Source organism: Paracoccus jiaweipingae (genome assembly GCF_044335505.1).
GTDB lineage: Bacteria > Pseudomonadota > Alphaproteobacteria > Rhodobacterales > Rhodobacteraceae > Paracoccus.
This window is the reverse complement of record NZ_JBISBS010000005.1, coordinates 153,846-173,441: the sequence shown is the minus strand read 5'-3', so window position 1 is coordinate 173,441 and position 19,596 is coordinate 153,846. Positions and strand designations below refer to the sequence as shown.

Genomic DNA, 19,596 nt, shown 5'->3' with positions numbered 1-19,596 from the left:
TTTCAATCCGGGAACCTTTCGCGGCCATCCACCGTCGCGAAAGCGTGTGGAGGAGAAGACCAATGACTGACAAACCCGCCGCGGCTGGCAAGACCGGCTATGCCAGCGCCGTTGCGCTGTTTCGCATCGAAAACGCCATTGCCGAATTGCAGGGCGATCTGGCTGGCGGGCTGAATGCCTGCGACGAATGCTGTGACCGCCATTGCGGCCAGAACCGCGCCGCGCTGCGCTGGGCCGGTGCGGACGGGCAGCACCAGACCTATACGTTCGAGGATCTGCGCGACATGTCGGCACGGGTGGCCAATATGCTGGTCGCGCAGGGCATCAAACCGGGCGATACCGTGTCGGGGCTGCTGCCGCGTATCCCCGAACTGATCGCCACCATTCTGGGCGTCTGGCGCGCGGGCGGGGTGTATCAGCCGCTGTTCACGGCCTTTGGCCCCAAGGCGATCGAACAGCGCTTTCGCACCAGCGGCGCGCGCTTTGTCGTCACCGACAGCGCCAACCGGCCCAAGCTGGACGAGGTCGAAAACTGTCCGCCCATCGCCACAATCCTGGCTGACGGCGCCGCGCTGCCCAGGGGCGATGTCGATTTCCGCGCCGCGACGGCGGCGGCCAGCACCGGTTTCACCCCGGTCACGCGCAGCGGCGATGACCTGTTCATGATGATGTCGACCTCGGGGACCACCGGCCTGCCCAAAGGGGTGCCGGTGCCGCTGCGGGCGCTGTTGTCCTTTGCCGCCTATATGCGCGACGCGGTCGAATTGCGGGCGGATGACGTTTACTGGAACATCGCGGACCCCGGCTGGGCTTATGGGCTGTATTACGCCGTGACCGGGCCGCTGTTGCTGGGGCAGGCCACGACCATGTTCGAGGGCGGTTTTACCGCCGAATCCACCTATGACATCATCGAAAAGCTGGGGGTGACGAACCTTGCCGGTTCGCCCACCGCCTATCGCCTGCTGATCGCCGCCGGGGCCGAGGCCGCCGAACGCGTCAAGGGTCGTCTGCGCGTCGTGTCCAGCGCCGGTGAACCCCTGAACCCCGAGGTCATTCGTTGGTTCGACGCCCATCTGGACGCCCCCATTCACGATCATTACGGCCAGACCGAGCTGGGTATGGTGGTCAATAACCATCACGGGCTGGACCACCCGGTGCGGGCCGGGTCGGCGGGCTATGCCATGCCGGGCTATCGCATTGCGGTGCTGGATGAAAACGGCAGGGAACTGGGGCCGAACCAGCCCGGCATTCTGGCCGTCGACACCGCCAATTCGCCGCTTTTGTGGTTCAGCGGCTATTACAAAAAGGAGACGCCCGCGATTGCGAACGGGTATTATTATACCGGCGACAGTGTCGAGTTCGAGGATGACGGCTCGATCAGCTTTATCGGGCGTTCGGATGACGTGATCACCTCGTCGGGCTATCGTATCGGGCCGTTCGACGTGGAAAGCGCGCTGCTGGAACACCCGGCCGTGACCGAGGCTGCCGTGATCGGCGTGCCCGACCCCGACCGGACCGAGATCGTCAAGGCGTTCTGCATCCTTGCGCGCGGCGCCACGCCGGGCGACGATCTGGCCGAGGAACTGCGCCAGCATGTGCGCAAACGCCTGTCCGCCCATGCCTATCCGCGCGCGATTGATTTCGTCGCGGAACTGCCCAAGACCCCCAGCGGCAAGATCCAGCGTTTCATGCTGCGCAAGGCCGAAGTCGAAAAACTGGCGAAACAGTAAGGATATCCCATGCAGATCAAAGATCGTGTTTTCCTGATCACCGGCGCCGGGTCCGGCCTTGGCGCGGCGGTGGCTGAAATGGTCGTCGCGCAGGGCGGCAAGGCCGTGTTGCTGGACGTCAACAAGGACGCCGGGCAGGCCCATGCCGATGCGTTGGGCGACAGCGCCCGTTTCGTCGCCACCGATGTCACCAGCGAGGCCGACGGTCAGGCCGCCATTCAGGCCGCGCAGGACGCCTTTGGCCGCATTGACGCGCTGGTCAATTGCGCCGGTATCGCCCCGGGCGAGAAAATCGTCGGTCGTGAAGGCCCGCACCGGCTGGACAGCTTTGCCCGCGCCATCACCATCAACCTGATCGGCACGTTCAACATGCTGCGCCTTGCCGCCGATGCCATCGCCAAAAACGAGGCCGGTCAGGGCGGCGAACGCGGGGTGATCATCAATACCGCCTCGATCGCGGCGATGGACGGCCAGATCGGGCAGGCGGCCTATGCCGCGTCCAAGGGCGGCGTGGCCGCGCTGACCCTGCCCGCCGCGCGCGAACTGGCCCGTCACGGCATTCGCGTCGTGACCATCGCGCCGGGCATTTTCGGCACCCCGATGATGGCCGGCCTGCCCCAGGAGGTGCAGGATTCGCTGGGGGCCAATGTCCCCTTCCCGCCGCGTCTGGGCCAGCCCGCCGAATATGCCGCGCTGGTGCGCCATATCGTCGAAAACCAGATGCTGAACGGCGAGGTCATCCGTCTGGACGGCGCGCTGCGCATGGCACCGAAATAACCGCCGGACCTGACAAGGCCGGATGCAGGACCAGAAAGGGAAACGACATGAAACAGGACGATCCGATTGTCATCGTTGGCGCCGCGCGCACGGCGATGGGCGGCTTTCAGGGCGCCTTTGCGCCGCTGAGCGCCGCGGAACTGGGGGCGGCGGCCATTCGGGGCGCGCTGGACGGGGCCGGGCTGTCGCCCGAGGCCGTGCAGGAAATCATCATGGGCTGTGTCCTGCCCGCCGGTCAGGGTCAGGCCCCGGCGCGGCAGGCCGCGCTGGGGGCGGGCCTGCCGCTGGGTGCGGGCGCGACCACGGTCAACAAGATGTGCGGATCGGGGATGAAGGCCGCGATGTTCGCCCATGACAGCCTGCTGGCCGGCAGTGCCGATGTCATCGTGGCGGGCGGCATGGAAAGCATGTCCAACGCGCCCTATCTGCTGCCCAAGGCGCGTGCCGGGATGCGCATGGGGCACGGTCAGGTCATGGACCACATGTTCCTTGACGGGCTGGAAGACGCCTATGACAAAGGCCGCCTGATGGGCACCTTTGCCGAGGAATGCGCCCAATCCTATGGCTTTACCCGCGAGGAACAGGACAATTTCGCCATCGCCTCGTTAAGCCGGGCGAATGACGCCATCGCGCAGGGCCGCTTTACCGCTGAGATCACCCCCGTCACCGTCACGACCCGCAAGGGGGACGTGGTGGTCGATACCGACGAACAGCCCGGCAATGCCCGCCCCGACAAGATTCCGACGCTGAAACCGGCCTTTGCCAGGGATGGGACGGTGACGGCGGCGAACAGCTCGTCCATTTCGGACGGGGCGGCGGCGCTGGTGCTGATGCGGCGTTCGCAGGCGCAGGCGCTGGGGCTGACCCCGCGCGCGGTGATCGTCGGCCACAGCACCCATGCCGACAAGCCCAACCTGTTCCCGACCGCCCCGATTGGCGCGATGCAAAAGCTGGCCGCCAAGACCGGCTGGGACCTGAAGGATGTCGACCTGTTCGAGATCAACGAGGCCTTCGCCGTCGTCACCATGGCCGCGATGCGCGATCTGGACCTGCCGCATGACAAGGTGAACCTGCATGGCGGGGCCTGCGCGCTGGGGCACCCGATCGGCGCGTCCGGCGCACGGGTGATGGTGACGCTGCTGGCGGCGCTGGAACATTACGGGCTGTCGCGCGGTGTCGCCTCGCTGTGCATCGGCGGTGGCGAGGCCACGGCCGTCGCCATTGAACGGGTGTCGTGATGTTGCTGACCGAAGAACAGGAACAGATCCGCGACGCCGCCCGCGATTTCGCCCAGGGCAGCCTTGCCCCCGGCGCCGCGGGCCGCGACCGTGACCACGCCTTCCCCCGCGCACAGCTGACCGAAATGGGGCAACTGGGCTTTCTGGGGATGATCGTCCCCGATGAATATGGCGGGTCCGACACCGGCACCGTCGCCTATGCCCTTGCGCTCGAGGAAATCGCCGCCGCCGATGGCGCATGTTCGACCATCCTGTCGGTGCACAGCTCGGTCGGCTGCGCGCCGATCCTGCGCTTCGGGACCGGGGACCAAAAGCGCCGCTTTCTGCCCAAGCTGGCCAGCGGCGAATGGATCGGCGGCTTTGCCCTGACCGAACCGCAGGCGGGGTCGGATGCGTCCAGCCTGAAAACCCGCGCGGTGCGTGATGGCGATCACTATGTCATCAACGGCGCGAAACAGTTCATCACCTCGGGGCAGAACGGCAATGTCATCATCGTTTTCGCGGTGACCGACCCGGCGGCGGGCAAGAAGGGCATTTCCGCCTTTATCGTGCCCACCGACACGCCCGGTTATCAGGTGGTGACGGTGGAACAGAAGCTGGGGCAGCATTCGTCCGACACCTGCGCGCTGGCCTTTAACGATATGCGCATCCCGGTCGAAAACCGTCTGGGTGCCGAGGGCGAGGGCTATAAGATCGCGCTGGCCAACCTTGAAGGCGGGCGCATCGGCATTGCCGCGCAATCCGTCGGCATGGCCCGCGCCGCCTTCGAGGCCGCCCGCGATTACGCGCGCGAACGGGTGACCTTTGGCAAGCCCATCATCGACCATCAGGCCATCGCCTTCCGTCTGGCCGATATGGCCACCCAAATCGCCGCAGCGCGCCAGATGGTCCTGCACGCCGCCGCCCTGCGCGAGGCGGGCAAGCCCTGCCTGCAAGAGGCCAGCATGGCCAAGCTGTTTGCCTCGGAAATGGCGGAAAAGGTCTGTTCCGACGCGATCCAGATCCATGGCGGCTATGGCTATCTGGCCGATTACCCGGTGGAACGGATTTACCGCGATGTCCGGGTCTGCCAGATTTACGAAGGCACCAGCGACGTGCAGCGCATCGTCATTGCGCGTGGCCTGTGAAAGGGGGGACTATGCCAGAAACCATTCAGATCACCCGACAGGGCCGTGTGGCCCTGATCCGCATCGACCGGCCCAAGGCGCTGAACGCGCTGAACAGTCAGGTCGCGGCGGAAATGCTGACAGCGGTCCAGCAGATCGACGCCGATACCGGCATCGGCGCGATTGTCATCACCGGGTCCGAACGCGCCTTTGCCGCCGGCGCCGATATTGCCGAGATGCGCGATAAAACCGCCGCCGAGATGGTCGAAAGCGACTATTTCGCCGGGTGGGACCATTTCGCCCGCGCGCGCACGCCCAAGATCGCGGCGGTCAACGGCTTTGCCCTTGGCGGCGGGTGCGAACTGATGATGATGTGCGATTTCGCCATTGCCGGCGAGGGCGCGAAATTCGGCCAGCCCGAGGTCAAGCTGGGGGTCATCGCCGGCATGGGCGGCACCCAGCGCATGACCAGACTGATCGGCCGCGCCCGGTCGATGGACATGCACCTGACCGGCCGGATGATGGATGCCGCCGAGGCCTTGCAGGCCGGTCTGGTCGCCCGCGTGGTGCCTGACGATCAGGTGCTGGACACCGCGATGCAGGCCGCGCAGACCATTGCCGGTTATTCCCGCCCCGCCATCCGTCAGGCCCGCGAGGCCGTGATGCGCGCCGAGGAATTGTCACTGGCCGAGGGCGTGGCCTATGAACGCGCCCTGTTCCACCGCCTGTTCGGCACCCCCGACCAGCGCGAGGGGATGGGCGCCTTTCTGGAAAAGCGTCCCGCCAGATTTGAAGGCATCGGTTAAGCATTTCAACCGGCGGGCCTGTCCCGCCGGTTTTGCCTTCAGGACAGGGCGTCCACATCCAGTCCGATATCAAGGATCGGCGCGCTGTGGGTCAGCCACCCGGCAGAGATCAGGTCGACCCCCGTCGCGGCCAGCACCGGCGCGGTTTCCGGCGTGACCCGGCCCGAGGCCTCGGTCACGGCGCGGCCATCGACCATCGCCACCGCCTTACGCAGCATGTCGGGCGTCATATTGTCCAGCAACACCGCATCGGCCCCGATCTTCAGCACCTGTGCCAGCTGGTCCAGCGTGTCGACCTCGATCTCGATCTTGACCAGATGCCCGGCATGGGCATGTGCGGCGCGCAGCGCGGGGGCGATGCCACCAGCGATGGCGATGTGGTTGTCCTTGATCAGCACCGCGTCATCCAGCCCAAAGCGGTGATTGCTGCCGCCACCCGCCCGCACGGCATATTTTTCCACCGCGCGCAGGCCGGGCGTGGTCTTGCGGGTGCAGGCGATGCGGGCCTTGTGACCGGCAATCGCATCCGCGATCTGGCGGGTGACGCTGGCAATACCCGACAGGCGGCACAGGTAATTCAGCGCCACCCGTTCCGCCATCAACAGGCTGCGGGCGCTGCCGCTGACCGTGGCCAGAACGCTGCCGGGGGTCAGCCGGTCGCCATCCTGACAGCGCCGGTCAAAGCGGATCGCGGGGTCGATCAGGTGAAATGCCATCTGCGCCAGATCCAGCCCCGCCGCGACCCCGTTCTGACGGCTGGTCAGCGCCAGCACCGCCTGCGCCTGTGCCGGAACGCAGGCATCGGTGGTGATGTCACCGGCGCGGCCCAGATCCTCCAGCAGGGCGGCGCGGACCATGGGTTCGATCATCACGGCGGGCAGGGGGGGCAAATGCGGCATGTCAGGTGCTTTCGGTCAGGGGTTGCGGGGTCAGGTCTGCGGCGCGGGCCAGTGCGGCCCCCAGCGTCAGGGTCGAATGCCGGGCCAGCGCCGCCGTCGCGGGGTGGTCGCGGCGGGTATGCGCGCCCCGGCTTTCGCAGCGGTCATGGGCGGCGACGGCCATCATCAGCGCCAGCTGCGCCGGGGCGCGGGCCGGGCCATCGCCCTGGGCCACCGGCAACAGCGCGGCGATGGCGTGGCGCAGGCCCTGCGCATCGCGTACCAGCCCCAGCTGGTCCGACACGATACTGCGCGCGGGCGCCGGGTCGGCGGGCGGGGGCGCGTCATCCGTCGTCAGCGCCAGAAGCGGCGGCGCGGGCGGTTGCGCGGCGATATCGGCGGCCACGGCACGGGCCAGAACGGCGGCCTCGGTCAGGGAATTGCTGGCCAGACGGTTGGCGCCGTGCAGCCCGGTGCAGGCGGCCTCGCCACAGGCCCACAGGCCGGGCAGGCTGCTGCGCCCCGTCAGGTCGGTGGCAATGCCGCCCATGTGGTAATGCATCGCCGGACGCACCGGGATCGGCTGGCGCGTGGGGTCGATGCCGGCCTGACGACAGATCGCGTCAATGCCGGGAAAGCGGCGGGCAAAACCCGGCCCGGGACAGGCGGTGGCGTCCAGAAACACCCGGTGCCCCTTGGCCAGATGCGCGGCGATGGCGCGGGCCAGCCGGTCGCGCGGCGCCAGTTCCGCGCCGGGCAGGGCGGTGGCAAAGCGGGTGCCGGTTTCGTCGATCAGCACCGCGCCTTCGCCGCGCACGGCCTCGCTGATCAGGGGCATGGGGCGGGCGGGGCCGTCCAGCGCGGTGGGGTGGAACTGGACAAACTCCAGATCGCGCAGCGCCGCCCCCGCCTGTGCCGCCATGGCCAGCCCCTGACCCCAGTTTTCACCGGGCGAGGTCGCATCGCGATACAGCCCGCCAATGCTGCCGGTTGCGAGGACCACCTGCGTGGCGGGCAGGGTCAGCGCCCCGGTCGCGGTTACAGCGATCACCCCGGCGATGCGTCCGTCGCGGGTCAGCAGGCGGCGGGCCTGCGCCCCGGCGATCACGGTGATGCGGGGGTGGCGGTCCAGCGCGGCGGTCAGGGCGCGGATGATCTCGGCCCCGGTGCCGTCCCCGGCGGCGTGCAGGATGCGGCGGCGGGAATGCGCGGCCTCAAGCCCCAGCGCCGGGCCGCTGGCCCCGCCGTCAAAGCGCACCCCGCGCGCCGCCAGCCATGCCACCACATCCGGCGCGGCGCGGGTCAGCCAGTCCGCCGCCGCCGGGTCGGTCAGCCCGTCACCCGCCGCCCGCGTGTCGCGCGCGTGCAGGGCCGGGCTGTCATCGGCCCCCACCGCCGCCGCCATGCCGCCCTGCGCCCACCGGGTCGCGCTTTGCGCCCCCGCATCCGCCGCCGTCACCAGCACCACCGGGCGCCGCGCGGCCAGTTCCAGCGCGCAGACCAGCCCGGCAATGCCGCTGCCGATAATGACCGGCTGACCGGCCAGATCGGCGCGCAGCGTCATATCGCCAGCATCCGTTCGACGGCGCGGCGGGCGGGCGCGGCAAGGGCGGGGTCGATGGTGACCTCGTGCTGCATGTTTTCCAGCGCGGCGCGGATATTGCGCAGGGTGATCCGCTTCATATGCGGGCACAGGTTGCAGGGGCGCACGAAATCGACCTGCGGATGGGCCATGGCGACGTTATCGCTCATGGAGCATTCGGTCACCAGCATCACCTTTTCCGGCGTGTTTTGCGCGACATAATCCGACATCGCGGCGGTCGAGCCGGTGAAATCGGCCTCGGCCACCACATTGGGCGGGCATTCGGGATGGGCCAGCACCGTCACGCCGGGATAGGCCGCGCGCATGTCGCGGATGTCCTGCGGGGTAAAGCGTTCATGCACCTCGCAATGGCCGGCCCATGTGATGATCTCGACCCCGGTTTGCGCGGCGATGTTCCGGGCCAGATATTCGTCGGGAATCATGATGACACGCGGCACGCCCAGACCCTCGACGATTTTCAGCGCGTTGCCCGAGGTGCAGCAGATATCCGATTCCGCCTTCACCGCCGCCGAGGTGTTCACATAGGTGATGACCGGCACCCCCGGATGCGCCGCACGCAGCGCGCGCACATCGTCCGGGGTGATGGATTCGGCCAGCGAACAGCCCGCCGCCATATCCGGGATCAGCACGGTTTTCGACGGGTTCAGCAGCTTGGTGGTTTCGGCCATGAAATGCACGCCCGCCATGACGATCACATCGGCATCCGCATCGGCGGACCGCCGCGCCAGTGCCAGGCTGTCACCGACAATGTCCGACACCGTGCCAAAGATTTCCGGCACCTGATAATTATGCGCCAGAATCAGGGCGTTACGTTCCTGTTTCAGGCGCAGGATGGCCTGAATATCATCCACCGCGTTCAGCCAGTCCGGCAGCGGCACCAGCTTGCGCAGCCGTTCATACAGGTGTTCCAACGGGATCCGGGTGTCGAGCATGGCGGTCTCCTCCTTATACTCGGGGTGAGTATAAGCAAGTTATGCTCAAGTCAAGCATAAGTTCGCGTCAGGCGCGCGACACCGGTGGCCGTGTCCCCAGATAGGTGCGTTCGGTCTGAACCGCGCTGCGAAACCGGAACAGCTTTGCCGGGCGGCCGCCGGTGCCGGAATCGACCTCGCCGGTGTCCTCGACCAGTTCCTGCTGTTCGATCAGGCGGCGGAAATTCTGTTTGTGGATGCTGCGGCCTGACAGGGCCTCGACCGCGCGTTGCAGATGCAGCAGGGTGAAGACGGGCGGCATCAGTTCAAACACCACGGGGCGGTATTTGATCTTGGTGCGCAGCCGCGCCATCGCCGTGGCCAGAATGCGGCGGTGATCTGCAAACATCGGCTGGCCCGGCACCGGGGCGGTGCTGCCCGATTCCGCCACCAGCCCGGCCGCGTAAAGCAGCTCGTATCGTTGCAGGACCAGTTCTTCGTTCCAGCCCTGACCGTCCAGCCCGAACAGCCCCGCCGCGCGCGCCCATGCTGCCGCGTCATCGCCCGCCCATGCCCGCAGGCGCGGGGCGATGTCGGCGGCGATGACCGGGGGTTCGCCATTGCGGTGGTCCTCCCACGGGAAATAGGCATACCAGTCGCACCAGCGGGTATGCGGCTGATCCGCAATTTCGGCCCGCATCAGCCCCAGATAGCTGATCGAGATCGCCCGCCCCGCCGCATCGGCGGCCTGCCGGTCGCGGTCGGCAAAGGTGTAAAGCTGTTCGATATATCCCAGCCGGTGCCCTGTCAGATGTTCCACCCAGCGCCGCAGGCCGGTTTGCAGCGACCGGTGTTCCTGCGCGAACGGCCCCGAGGGCAGCCGGTCCGCCGCGCCAAGCGTCATCACCATCGGCGCGGTTTCGCCAAGGGCGGTCAGCACGGCGATCAGCTCGACATGCAAATCGGGGCTGCGGGCGGTGTGGTCAGCGTCGGTCATCGGGCCTTGTCACGGTTGCATCGTCGCGCCCTTCCTTAGCGGCACCGGCGCGGCATTCAAGGAAAACCGCGCAATGCGGGCGATCACCGCGTCGGGCACGGCTGTGGCGATATGGTCACAGCGCGGGTTGTGGTGCGCCTAATAACCAACAAAAATACTTGAGAATCGCGAAGGGTGAAGAAACAGAGTCATTTTCCAGGTTAATCATCGAAAGGCCAAACCGTGTCCCTTCACCCGCCCCTTCACCGCGCCACCGTTTCCGTTCTGGCGCTGGCCACCGCGCTGGCCGCGGCCCCGGCGCTGGCCCAACAGGCCGACAAGCCCGTGCGGTCCTTCAGCCTTGACGGCATCACCCTGATCGCCAAGGGCAAGGAAAACGTCACCGCGACCGGCGGCGTCGCCGTGTCCGAAGAGGATATCGAGGCGCTTCAGCCCGCCGATGTGTCGGAACTGTTTTCGCGCAATTCCGCTGTTGCGGTTTCGGGCGGGGCCGGGCCGTCCAAGCGCATTCATGTGTTCGGGCTGGAACAGTCGAACCTTGCGGTCACCGTCGATGGCACCCCGCAGCCGCGCACCGGCTGGCACCATACCGGGTCCAGCGTCGTCGACCCCGCCTTCCTGAAATCGGTCGAGGTCGAGGCCGGCGCCGCCGCTGCCGATTCCGGCTTTGGCGCGGCGGCAGGTGCGGTGCGTTATGAAACCGTTGGCGCGCGCGACCTGCTGCGCGATGGCCGCACGCAGGGGGGGCGCGTCGGCCTGTCCTATGGCAGCAACGGGCGCGGCTTTTCGGGCACGCTGGCGGGTTACGGCGTTTATCAGGGCTTTGACTGGTTCGCGATGGTCCACAGCGCCAATGGCACCGATTACGAGGCCGCCAATGGCCGCACCCTGCCGGGCAGCGCCCCGAAATCCAAAGGCGCGCTGGTCAAGACCGGCTATGAATTCGAGGGCCACCGGGTCGAGCTGGCCTATGAATACGGCAAGGACAACGCCGACCGCGTGATCAAGATGAACATGGATCTGGCGCGCACCAACGACACCTATCCGCTGAAGATCACCAATAACACGCTGCGCCTGAAATACAGCACCACCGCCCCCACCGCCGCATGGGACCCGCAGGTCGAACTGTATGTCCGCCGCAGCGCATACTGGCGCCCCGACTATCAGACCGGCGCACCACGCCAGTTCAACGGCGATATGGATATGGAAACCCGCACCATCGGCGGTGTGGTCAAGAACACCTATCAGGTCGCGTCGGGTACGATTACGGCGGGTGTCGATTTCGCCTATGACGATTATGAAATCGACAATTATTCCACCACCACCAAGCGCTATTGGACCATCGAAACCATGCAGGTGGGGGCCTTCGTGCAGGGCCGGTTCGAATTTGCCAATGGCATCGACCTGTCCACCGGGGCGCGTTTCGACCATCACCGCATGACCGACTATAACAGCAAGCGTTTCAGCGACAGCGGCGGCAGCCTGAACGCCACGCTGTCCTATGAGTTCGCGGATGGATACGAGGTCTTTGCCGGTGCCTCGCGCAGCTGGCTGGGCTATGACGTGGGCGAATTCGGGCTGCTGCACGTGCGTACTGATGCCTTCCGCACCGTGGCCGATTACAAGCCCGCCACGGCCACCAATTTCAAGCTGGGTCTGAACGCCGATCAGGCCAACTGGACCGGAAACATCACCTATTTCGATACCAAGCTGAAAAATCTGGGCAAATATGACACTGACCCGGCGGTGTTCATGCTGGTCAATGAAGGTGAAATCCGCAGTCGTGGCGTGACTATGCAGGCCGCCTATAACTGGGACACTGGCCGCGTCGGCGGCAGCTTTACCCGCGCCGATGTGACCCGTGGCGGTGAAAAGATTCTGCCGTGGGGGGGCACCGCGATGCCGGTTGGCAGCCTTGCCACCCTGTTCGTCGATCAGGCGGTGCCGGAATATAACCTGAAACTGGGTGCCGGGCTGGAATGGGCGAACAAGCTGTCGGGCGATTACCTGACCCCGGAAGGTTTCAACAACCATGATTCTTACACGGTGGTGAATGCCTATGCCGAATGGCGCCCGGCCAGTTACGACAATGTCGTGGTGCATCTGAATGTCGATAACCTGTTCGACAAGGCTTATTACGAGCGCAGCAGCTATGTCCAGCGTGAGAGCAAAGGGGTCCAGCCGGTCTATGCCCCCGGCCGCACGGTGACGCTTGGGGTCAAGATGGATTTCTGACCCGGCGATGATGCTTTTGGAAAAGGCCCCTGCGGGGGCCTTTTTCATGTCCGTTACTTGCCGATCATCAGCCGCATCAGGCTGCGGAAGCGGCGGCCATAGGGCGGCGCGATCAGCCCCGCCCCGTTCAGCCGCGCCTGCCGCAGCACCGGTTGCAGATGCGACAGCCGGTCAAAGCCCGCCTTGCCGTGATAGGCGCCGATGCCGCTGTCGCCCACGCCGCCAAAGGGCAGGCCATGCTGCGCCACATGCAGCACCGTGTCATTGACCGTCACCCCCCCCGCCACGACCGAGGCCAGCAGCAGGTCGCGCGTCTGGTCATCATCGGTAAAGGGGTAAAAGGCCAGCGGGCGCGGGCGGTCGGTGATATGCGCCACCGCCGCGCGCAGGTCGTCATAGGGCAGCACCGGCAGGACGGGGCCAAAGATTTCCTCGTCCGCCAGCGGCCCGGTGATTGGCCCGGTCAGCGCGACCGGCGGCATCAGCCGGCTGGCCGCATCGGGTTGCGCCGCCGACAGGTGGTGCAGCGTCGCCCCCCCTTGCCGTGCCTGCGCCACGGCGGCGGTCAGGCGGTCATATTGGCGGCTGTTGATGATCCGGGCGTAATCGCGGCTGTTGGCCAGATCGGGGTAATGCCTGCCCACCCATTTGCGGCAGGCGGCGATGAAATCGCCCTCGCGCGCGCGGGGGATCAGGACGTAATCGGGGGCGATGCAGGTCTGGCCCGCATTCAGCAACTTGCCCGCCATCACCCGCGCGGCGGCATGGTCCAGCCGCGCATCCGGCGCGATCAGCACCGGCGATTTGCCCCCCAGTTCCAGCGTCACCGGCGTCAGGTTATCCGCCGCCGCCCGCATGACGTGACGCCCGACGGCGGTCGATCCGGTAAACAGCAGGTGGTCAAAGGGCAGGGCGGTGAAATCCTGCGCGATCTGCGGCCCGCCGGTAACGACGCTTAACACCTCTGGGTCGAAATAGCGTGGCGCGGCCTCGGCAAAGGCGGCGGCAAAGGCGGGGGCGTGTTCCGACAGTTTCAGCATCGCACGGTTGCCCGCCACGAAGGCCGATGTCAGCGGCCCCGCCGACAGCATCAGCGGATAGTTCCACGGCGCGACAATCCCCACCAGCCCCAGCGGCATGGGCCGGATCTGGGCACTTGCCGGGCGAAACCACAGCCCGACCCCGGCCCGGCGCACCCGCATCCAGCGCCGCCCGTGGCGCAGTGCATCACGGATGCCGTCCAGCACCGGGAACACCTCGGCCAGGTCGGTTTCGGCCTTGGGGCGCTGGCCGAAATCGCTGGCGATGGCATCGGCAAAACGGTCGCGGTTGTCGCGCACCATCGCCGCCAGCGCCTGTAACCAGCCCTCGCGGTCGGGCCATGGCGTCAGCGGCTGTTCGCGGCTGGCGGCGCGCATTGCGTCAAAACTGCCGCGCAGGCTGGGGTCGCGCGGGTCGGCGGCGGTCAGGATCGGGTCGGGGGTCATGGCGGGTCCGGCTGGCTGTTCTTTGGCCCCAGCCTAGCAGCCCGCGCAGTCAACTGACAACGCCGCGCCGCGCCGGGGCGATTAACGGTTTTGCAGGGATGAATCCGAATAAAGGCAAGGGATTGCGTGAAATCGCTTCTCTTGATCGCGGAATCGTGGCATATCAGGCGCGATCATGTGGCCGCTGCGTCAGTTCCACCAGATGGCCGCGCCAGACGGAAAGGACGATTCGATGCTGAAACAGATTGCCCTGGCCTGCGGGCTGGCGCTGACGGTTGCGGGCTGTGCCAGCTCGAACTGGGAAACCAACTATGTTCAGGTGCCGGCGGCACAGGCCGCGCAATGGCGCGTGGCGGCGGTCAATGTCACCGCCCCGCAGACCCTGACCACCAGCGAGGTGAACAGCTATACCCCCAATTTCGACGTGGTCTGGCACGGCGAACCCTATGGCGACCGCCGCGCACAGGCCGCCGCCATCGTGCGCGAGGGTATTCAGCGCGGCGCCACCGTCGCGCGCGGCAAAACCCCCGTCCGGGTCGAGGCCGTCATTCAGCAGTTCCACGCTGTCACCCCGGTGACGCGCCAGCGCGAATGGATGAATGCCGGGGTGCATGACATCCGCTATACCGTTCAGGTCTTTAACGCCAAAACCGGCGCCGCGCTGACCGAACCCCAGCTGATCCGCGCCGATTTCCCCGCCCTGACCGGCAAAGCCGGGGATCAGGCCGACGCCAGGGGCTTTACCCAGCGCGCGCAGATCGTGAACCATATCGCTGCCGTGACCCAAAACTGGCTGGGGCAGGGCAAGGATGTGCGGGGCGGCTTTTCGCGGCTTGGCCGGTAAAGGCAGCCATGCCCACAACACATGGACCGGCCCCTTGCGGGCCGGTTTTTTATTTGGCAATGCCGGGGCATGGGTGCTGTTACCGATCTTTACGAATCCGCCGTGGCTGCGGGCCGCGTCTCGCCGGACCCGGCGCAGCGGGCGGTGCTGCCGGTGCTGGACCGGGTGATTGCGCAACTGTCCGCCGCGCCGGCCCCCGCGCAGGGCGGGCTGTTGTCGCGCCTGTTGGGCCGCAGCGCCGCCCCGGCCCCGGATGCCGGCCCGCAGGGGCTGTATCTGTGGGGGGGCGTCGGGCGCGGCAAATCCATGCTGATGGATATGCTGACGCAGGTGTCGCCGGTGCCGGTGCGCCGGGTGCATTTCCATGCCTTCATGCAGGATATTCAGGCCGGGCTGAACGCCGCCCGCCAGCGCGGCGATGCCGATGCCGTCCGCCCCGTCGCCGCACAGGTGGCCGCACAGGCGCGGCTGCTGTGTTTCGACGAGATGCAGATCACCGACATTGCCGATGCCATGATCGTGGGGCGGCTGTTTCAGTTGCTGTTCGAACAGGGGGTGACGATCGTCACCACCTCGAACCGGGTGCCGGACGACCTGTATAAAAACGGCCTGAACCGCCAGCTTTTCCTGCCTTTCATCGCGCTGATCAAGCAACGCATGGCGGTGGTTGAACTGGCCAGCCCGCGTGACCACCGGCAGGACCGGCTGACCGGGCATCAGGTCTGGTTCAGCCCGCTGGATGGCACCGCGCGAACGGAAATGGACGCGCTGTGGCAGGGCATGACCGATGGCGATCAGGTCGCGCCGCTGGTGCTGACGGTCAAGGGCCGTTCAGTCACGCTGCCGGCGCATGATGACGGGGTGGCGCGGGCCGGTTTTGCCGATTTATGCGCCCATGCGCTGGGACCGGCCGATTATCTGGCCATCGCGGCGGCAGTGTCGGTGCTGTTCGTCGACGACATCCCGCAACTGGACCGCACCGCCTTTAACGAGGCCAAGCGCTTTGTCACCCTGATCGACGCCCTGTACGAGGCCAAGACCCGCGTCATCGCCAGCGCGGCGGCCCAACCCGAACAGCTTTACGGCACCGGCGAAGGCGCCTTCGAGTTCGAGCGGACGGCCTCGCGCCTGCGGGAAATGCAGGATGCGAACTGGGGTCAGGACCGGCAAGGTCAGCCCGATTGACTTGGTTACAGCATCCGCGCAAGACTGCCTGACCGGCAGGCTTGCCGGGCTTTGAAGGCAGAGGGAAAACACATGTCCTGGCAAGAAATCCTGGCCCCGCGCATGTCGCGGATGCGGGCTTCGGAAATCCGTGAATTGCTGAAATTGCTGGACCAGCCGGACATTATCTCTTTCGCGGGGGGTATCCCCGACCCGGCGCTGTTCCCCGCCAATGCCTTTCGCGATGCCATGGCGCAGGCGCTGACCGGCCCGGCGGCAGGCACGGCGCTGCAATATTCCGTGTCCGAGGGCTATCGCCCGCTGCGTGACTGGATCGCCGGGGAAATGGCCGCGATCGGCGTGCCCTGCGATGCCGATAACATCCTGATCACCTCGGGGTCGCAACAGGCGCTGGACTATCTGGCCAAGCTGATGCTGGCGCCCAATGACACGGTGCTGGTGGGCTGGCCGACCTATATGGGGGCGCTGGGGGCGTTCAACGCCTATGAACCCGTCTATGACCGGCTGGTCCCGAACGATAACCGCGATGCCGATGCCTATCGCCAGCGGGCGGCGGAAAACGGGGGGCGGGTCAAATTCGCCTATCTCTCGGCCGATTTCGCCAACCCGACCGGCCAGACGGTCGATCAGGCCGGGCGCGAAAAATTGCTGGATCTGGCAGACCGGCTGGACATCGCGGTGGTCGAGGACGGGGCCTATCAGGCGCTGCGCTATGACGGGGCGGCGATCCCGCCGATTCTGGCGACCGAGATTGCCCGCAAAGGCAGCATCGAAGCCTGCCGCACCGTCTATTGCGGGTCGTTTTCCAAAACGCTGGCGCCGGGGCTGCGCGTGGGCTGGGTCTGCGCCGCCAAACAGGTGATCGGGCGGCTGGTGCTGATGAAACAGGCCGCCGATCTGCACAGCGCCACGCTGAACCAGATCGCCACCGAACAGGTCGCGCGGACGGTTTTTGCCACCCATGTCGACAAGCTGCGTCAGGTCTATGGCCAGCGCCGGACATGGCTGCTTGAGGCCCTGAGCCGCGAAATGCCCAAGGGCGTCAGCTGGACCCGCCCCGAGGGCGGCATGTTCGTCTGGATTACCCTGCCACAGGCGATGGACGGCGCCGACCTGCTGGCCCGCGCGCTGGAAAGCGAACGCGTGGCCTTTGTGCCGGGGCGGGCCTTCTTTGCTGACGGATCGGGCGGCAATACCATCCGCCTGTCATTTTCGCTGCATGACAAGCCGATGATCGACGAAGGCATGGCGCGTCTGGGGCGTGTTATCCGCGCCGCGCAGGCGGGCTAGGGGCGCCGCGACCCCAACCCGCGCGGGGGCACAGGGTGGCTGGCGCCGCCGGGTATTTGGACAACGAAGAAGCCCGGCCCCCTCGCGCCTGTTCCAAATACCTCGGGGTGAGGGCCGCAGGCCCGAGGGGCAGCGCCCCTTCCCCTTCAGCCGTTTTCGCGCAGCACCCGCCCGGCCAGATACAGCGATCCGCAGATCAGCAGACGGGCGCCGGGATGGGCGGCCGTCAGTTGGCGGATGGCGTCTTCGGTCGAGTCGGCCTGCGTGGCGGTCAGCCCGACGCTGCGGGCCGCCTGCGCGGTGGTCTGGGCGGGCAGGGTATTGGCCTCGCCGGGGATGGGCACGGCGGTCAGGCTGTCGGCCAGCGCCGCCAGCGGGCGCATATATCCGGCCACGTCCTTGGTATTCAGCATCCCGCAGATCAGGTGGGTGGGGCGGGCTGGCATGGCGCGCAGCGTGGCGGCGACGGCCTGACCGCCAGCCGGGTTATGGCCGCCATCAAGCCATAATTCACAGCCCGCATCGCGCGCGATATCGGCCAGCGGGCCGCTGGTCAGGCGCTGCATCCGGGCGGGCCAGTGGGTGCGGGTCAGGGCGGCCTGCGCCTCGGGGGCGGCAAAGCCCAGTTCCCGCAGCGCGGCGATGGCGGTGCCGGCGTTTTCGACCTGATGCGGGCCGGGCAGAACCGGCAGCGGCAGGTCCATCAGGCCGCGTTCATCCTGCCAGATCAGCGAATCGCCCTCGCGCGTGCAGCTGTAATGCTGGCCTGCGGCGATGACGGGGGCCATGTTGCGCGCGGCGATGGTTTCGATCACCGCCTGCGCCTCGTCGGGCTGGGGGGCGATGATGACCGGCACCCGGCGTTTGATGATCCCGGCCTTTTCGGCGGCGATTTCGGGCAGGGTGTCGCCCAGATACTGGGTGTGGTCGATGCTGACCGGGGTGATGATGGTCAGGCGCGGGGTGTCGATGACATTGGTGGCGTCCAGCCGCCCGCCAAGCCCGACCTCCAGCAGGGTATAATCGGCGGGCACGCGCGAAAAGGCCAGCAGCGCGGCGGCGGTGGTGATTTCGAAAAAGGTGATCGGCTGGCCGTCATTGGCAACCTCGCATTCCGCCAGCAGGGCGGCCAGATCGGGTTCCGCGATCAGCGTTCCGGCCAGCCGGATACGTTCGTGAAACCGCGCCAGATGCGGCGAGGTATAGGCGTGCACGCGCTTGCCCGCTGCCTCAAGCCCGGCGCGGATCATGGCCTGGGTGCTGCCCTTGCCATTGGTTCCGGCAATGTGGATCACCGGGGGCAGCGCCCGTTCGGGGTGTCCCAAAGCATCCAGCAGGCGCTGCATCCGGTCCAGCGACAGGTCGATGACCTTTGGGTGCAGTGTCAGCAGCCGGTCAAGGATGGCATCGGATGTGATCATGGTTTTGCCCGTTCAAAGGCCCCACCGGCGGCGCGGCCCGCCGGGGCGTGGCGCGGGGTGGGGGTGTGGCGGGCCGGGGCGGCCCGTTGGGTCGGGTGCGGGCCTGCGATCAGCCGGCCTTGGCGCCAGCCTTGGTGCCGGTCGCGGCATCGGCGGGGGGGGTGGCATCGGGCGCGGGCAGGTCACCCGCCACCGGGGCCGGTTGCCGGGTCAGCATCCGCAGGATCGAGATCAGTTCATCGCGCAGCTGTTTGCGGTGGGTCACACGGTCCAGCATCCCGTGTTCCAGCAGATATTCGGCGCGCTGGAACCCCTCGGGCAGCTTTTCACGGATGGTCTGTTCGATGACGCGCGGCCCGGCGAAACAGATCAGCGCATTGGGTTCCGCGATCTGGATATCCCCCAGCATGGCATAGCTGGCGGTCACGCCGCCGGTGGTGGGGTGGGTCAGCACGACGATATAGGGCAGCCCGGCCTCGCGCAGCATTTCCACGGCGACGGTGGTGCGCGGCATCTGCATCAGCGACAGGATGCCTTCCTGCATCCGCGCGCCCCCGGCAGCGGAAAACAGCACCAGCGGGCGTTTCAGTTTGACCGCGCGTTCCGCCGCCGCGACGATGGCGTTGCCGACATACATCCCCATCGAGCCGGCCATGAAGCTGAAATCCTGGGCCGCGGCGATGATGGGGGTGCGACCGATCTCGCCCTCGGCGACCAGCATGGCCTCTTTTTCGCCGGTCGATTTCTGCGCCGCTTTCATCCGCTCGGGGTATTTTTTCTGATCGCGGAAGGCCAGCGGGTCAGCGATGGGTTCGGGAACCTTCACCTCGGTAAAGACGCCGCCGTCGAACAGCGCCTCGAAGCGTTTGCGCGGGGTGATGGCCAGATGATGGTCGCAATTGGTGCAGACATTCTGGTTATCGGCCAGTTCGCGGTGAAACAGCATCGTCCCGCATTCGGGGCATTTGGTCCACAGGTTTTCAGGCACCTCGCGCCGCGAGAACAGCGAGTTGATGCGCGGGCGGACATAATTGGTGATCCAGTTCATCTGCGACCTTTCGCACAAACGTGACGGCAAACATGACGTG

General features: G+C 66.7%; 16 protein-coding genes. 9 read left to right on the top strand and 7 right to left on the bottom strand.

All coding sequences use genetic code 11. The features are described from left to right. Positions 1-62 precede the first annotated feature (62 nt). Genes ACFXP9_RS10565 through ACFXP9_RS10545 form a run of 5 tightly spaced genes read left to right on the top strand, consistent with a single transcriptional unit; the run spans position 63 to position 5,657 of the window. Positions 63-1,730, top strand: a complete 1,668-nt coding sequence (locus tag ACFXP9_RS10565; protein ID WP_397208409.1) for an acyl-CoA synthetase — start codon at positions 63-65, stop codon at positions 1,728-1,730. 9 nt (positions 1,731-1,739) lie between these two features. Further along, positions 1,740-2,507, top strand: coding sequence for a 3-hydroxyacyl-CoA dehydrogenase (locus ACFXP9_RS10560; protein WP_397208408.1), 768 nt, complete (start codon positions 1,740-1,742; stop codon positions 2,505-2,507). A gap of 47 nt (positions 2,508-2,554) precedes the next feature. Then, on the top strand, positions 2,555-3,745 hold the full coding sequence (locus ACFXP9_RS10555) for an acetyl-CoA C-acetyltransferase (protein ID WP_397208407.1): 1,191 nt from the start codon (positions 2,555-2,557) through the stop codon (positions 3,743-3,745). After that, the gene (locus ACFXP9_RS10550; RefSeq protein WP_397208406.1) at positions 3,745-4,872 is read left to right on the top strand and encodes an acyl-CoA dehydrogenase family protein; all 1,128 of its coding nucleotides are present in this window, start codon (positions 3,745-3,747) and stop codon (positions 4,870-4,872) included. Before ACFXP9_RS10555 ends, ACFXP9_RS10550 begins: the two co-directional genes overlap by 1 nt. A gap of 11 nt (positions 4,873-4,883) precedes the next feature. Beyond that, the gene (locus ACFXP9_RS10545) at positions 4,884-5,657 is read left to right on the top strand and encodes an enoyl-CoA hydratase-related protein (RefSeq protein WP_397208405.1); all 774 of its coding nucleotides are present in this window, start codon (positions 4,884-4,886) and stop codon (positions 5,655-5,657) included. 38 nt (positions 5,658-5,695) lie between these two features. Here the strand turns inward: ACFXP9_RS10545 and nadC are convergent, their stop codons facing one another. The 4 genes from nadC to ACFXP9_RS10525 form a co-directional block, all read right to left on the bottom strand. Beyond that, entirely contained in the window at positions 5,696-6,556 is an 861-nt protein-coding gene (gene nadC, locus ACFXP9_RS10540; protein ID WP_397208404.1) for a carboxylating nicotinate-nucleotide diphosphorylase, read from the bottom strand. Between the two features lies 1 nt (position 6,557). Continuing rightward, positions 6,558-8,099, bottom strand: coding sequence for an L-aspartate oxidase (locus tag ACFXP9_RS10535; RefSeq protein WP_397208403.1), 1,542 nt, complete (start codon positions 8,097-8,099; stop codon positions 6,558-6,560). Continuing rightward, on the bottom strand, positions 8,096-9,070 hold the full coding sequence (gene nadA / locus ACFXP9_RS10530; RefSeq protein ID WP_397208401.1) for a quinolinate synthase NadA: 975 nt from the start codon (positions 9,068-9,070) through the stop codon (positions 8,096-8,098). The genes ACFXP9_RS10535 and nadA overlap by 4 nt, the downstream gene beginning before the upstream one ends. Positions 9,071-9,137: 67 nt before the next feature. Continuing rightward, positions 9,138-10,046: an NUDIX hydrolase gene (locus ACFXP9_RS10525; protein WP_397208400.1), complete on the bottom strand. Its 909-nt coding sequence runs from the start codon at positions 10,044-10,046 to the stop codon at positions 9,138-9,140. A 222-nt stretch (positions 10,047-10,268) separates the two neighbouring features. Between ACFXP9_RS10525 and ACFXP9_RS10520 the strand changes: the two genes are divergently transcribed. Further along, positions 10,269-12,281, top strand: a complete 2,013-nt coding sequence (locus tag ACFXP9_RS10520; protein ID WP_397208399.1) for a TonB-dependent receptor domain-containing protein — start codon at positions 10,269-10,271, stop codon at positions 12,279-12,281. Positions 12,282-12,334: 53 nt separating this feature from the next. On the opposite strand, the gene ACFXP9_RS10515 is transcribed toward ACFXP9_RS10520, so the two are convergent. Then, positions 12,335-13,768, bottom strand: a complete 1,434-nt coding sequence (locus ACFXP9_RS10515; protein WP_397208398.1) for a coniferyl aldehyde dehydrogenase — start codon at positions 13,766-13,768, stop codon at positions 12,335-12,337. 232 nt (positions 13,769-14,000) lie between these two features. Between ACFXP9_RS10515 and ACFXP9_RS10510 the strand changes: the two genes are divergently transcribed. The 3 genes from ACFXP9_RS10510 (at position 14,001) to ACFXP9_RS10500 (ending at position 17,087) form a co-directional block, all read left to right on the top strand. Further along, on the top strand, positions 14,001-14,612 hold the full coding sequence (locus ACFXP9_RS10510; RefSeq protein WP_397208397.1) for a DUF6778 family protein: 612 nt from the start codon (positions 14,001-14,003) through the stop codon (positions 14,610-14,612). A gap of 69 nt (positions 14,613-14,681) precedes the next feature. After that, positions 14,682-15,797, top strand: coding sequence for a cell division protein ZapE (zapE, locus tag ACFXP9_RS10505; RefSeq protein ID WP_397208396.1), 1,116 nt, complete (start codon positions 14,682-14,684; stop codon positions 15,795-15,797). Positions 15,798-15,869: 72 nt separating this feature from the next. Then, the gene (locus tag ACFXP9_RS10500) at positions 15,870-17,087 is read left to right on the top strand and encodes an aminotransferase-like domain-containing protein (RefSeq protein WP_397208394.1); all 1,218 of its coding nucleotides are present in this window, start codon (positions 15,870-15,872) and stop codon (positions 17,085-17,087) included. 146 nt (positions 17,088-17,233) lie between these two features. On the opposite strand, the gene ACFXP9_RS10495 is transcribed toward ACFXP9_RS10500, so the two are convergent. Together ACFXP9_RS10495 and accD are read right to left on the bottom strand one after the other, a co-directional pair. Then, positions 17,234-18,508 (bottom strand): bifunctional folylpolyglutamate synthase/dihydrofolate synthase, encoded by a 1,275-nt coding sequence (locus ACFXP9_RS10495; RefSeq protein WP_397208393.1) that lies wholly within the window; start codon positions 18,506-18,508, stop codon positions 17,234-17,236. Between the two features lie 109 nt (positions 18,509-18,617). After that, positions 18,618-19,556: an acetyl-CoA carboxylase, carboxyltransferase subunit beta gene (accD, locus tag ACFXP9_RS10490; RefSeq protein ID WP_397208392.1), complete on the bottom strand. Its 939-nt coding sequence runs from the start codon at positions 19,554-19,556 to the stop codon at positions 18,618-18,620. Positions 19,557-19,596: the final 40 nt, after the last annotated feature.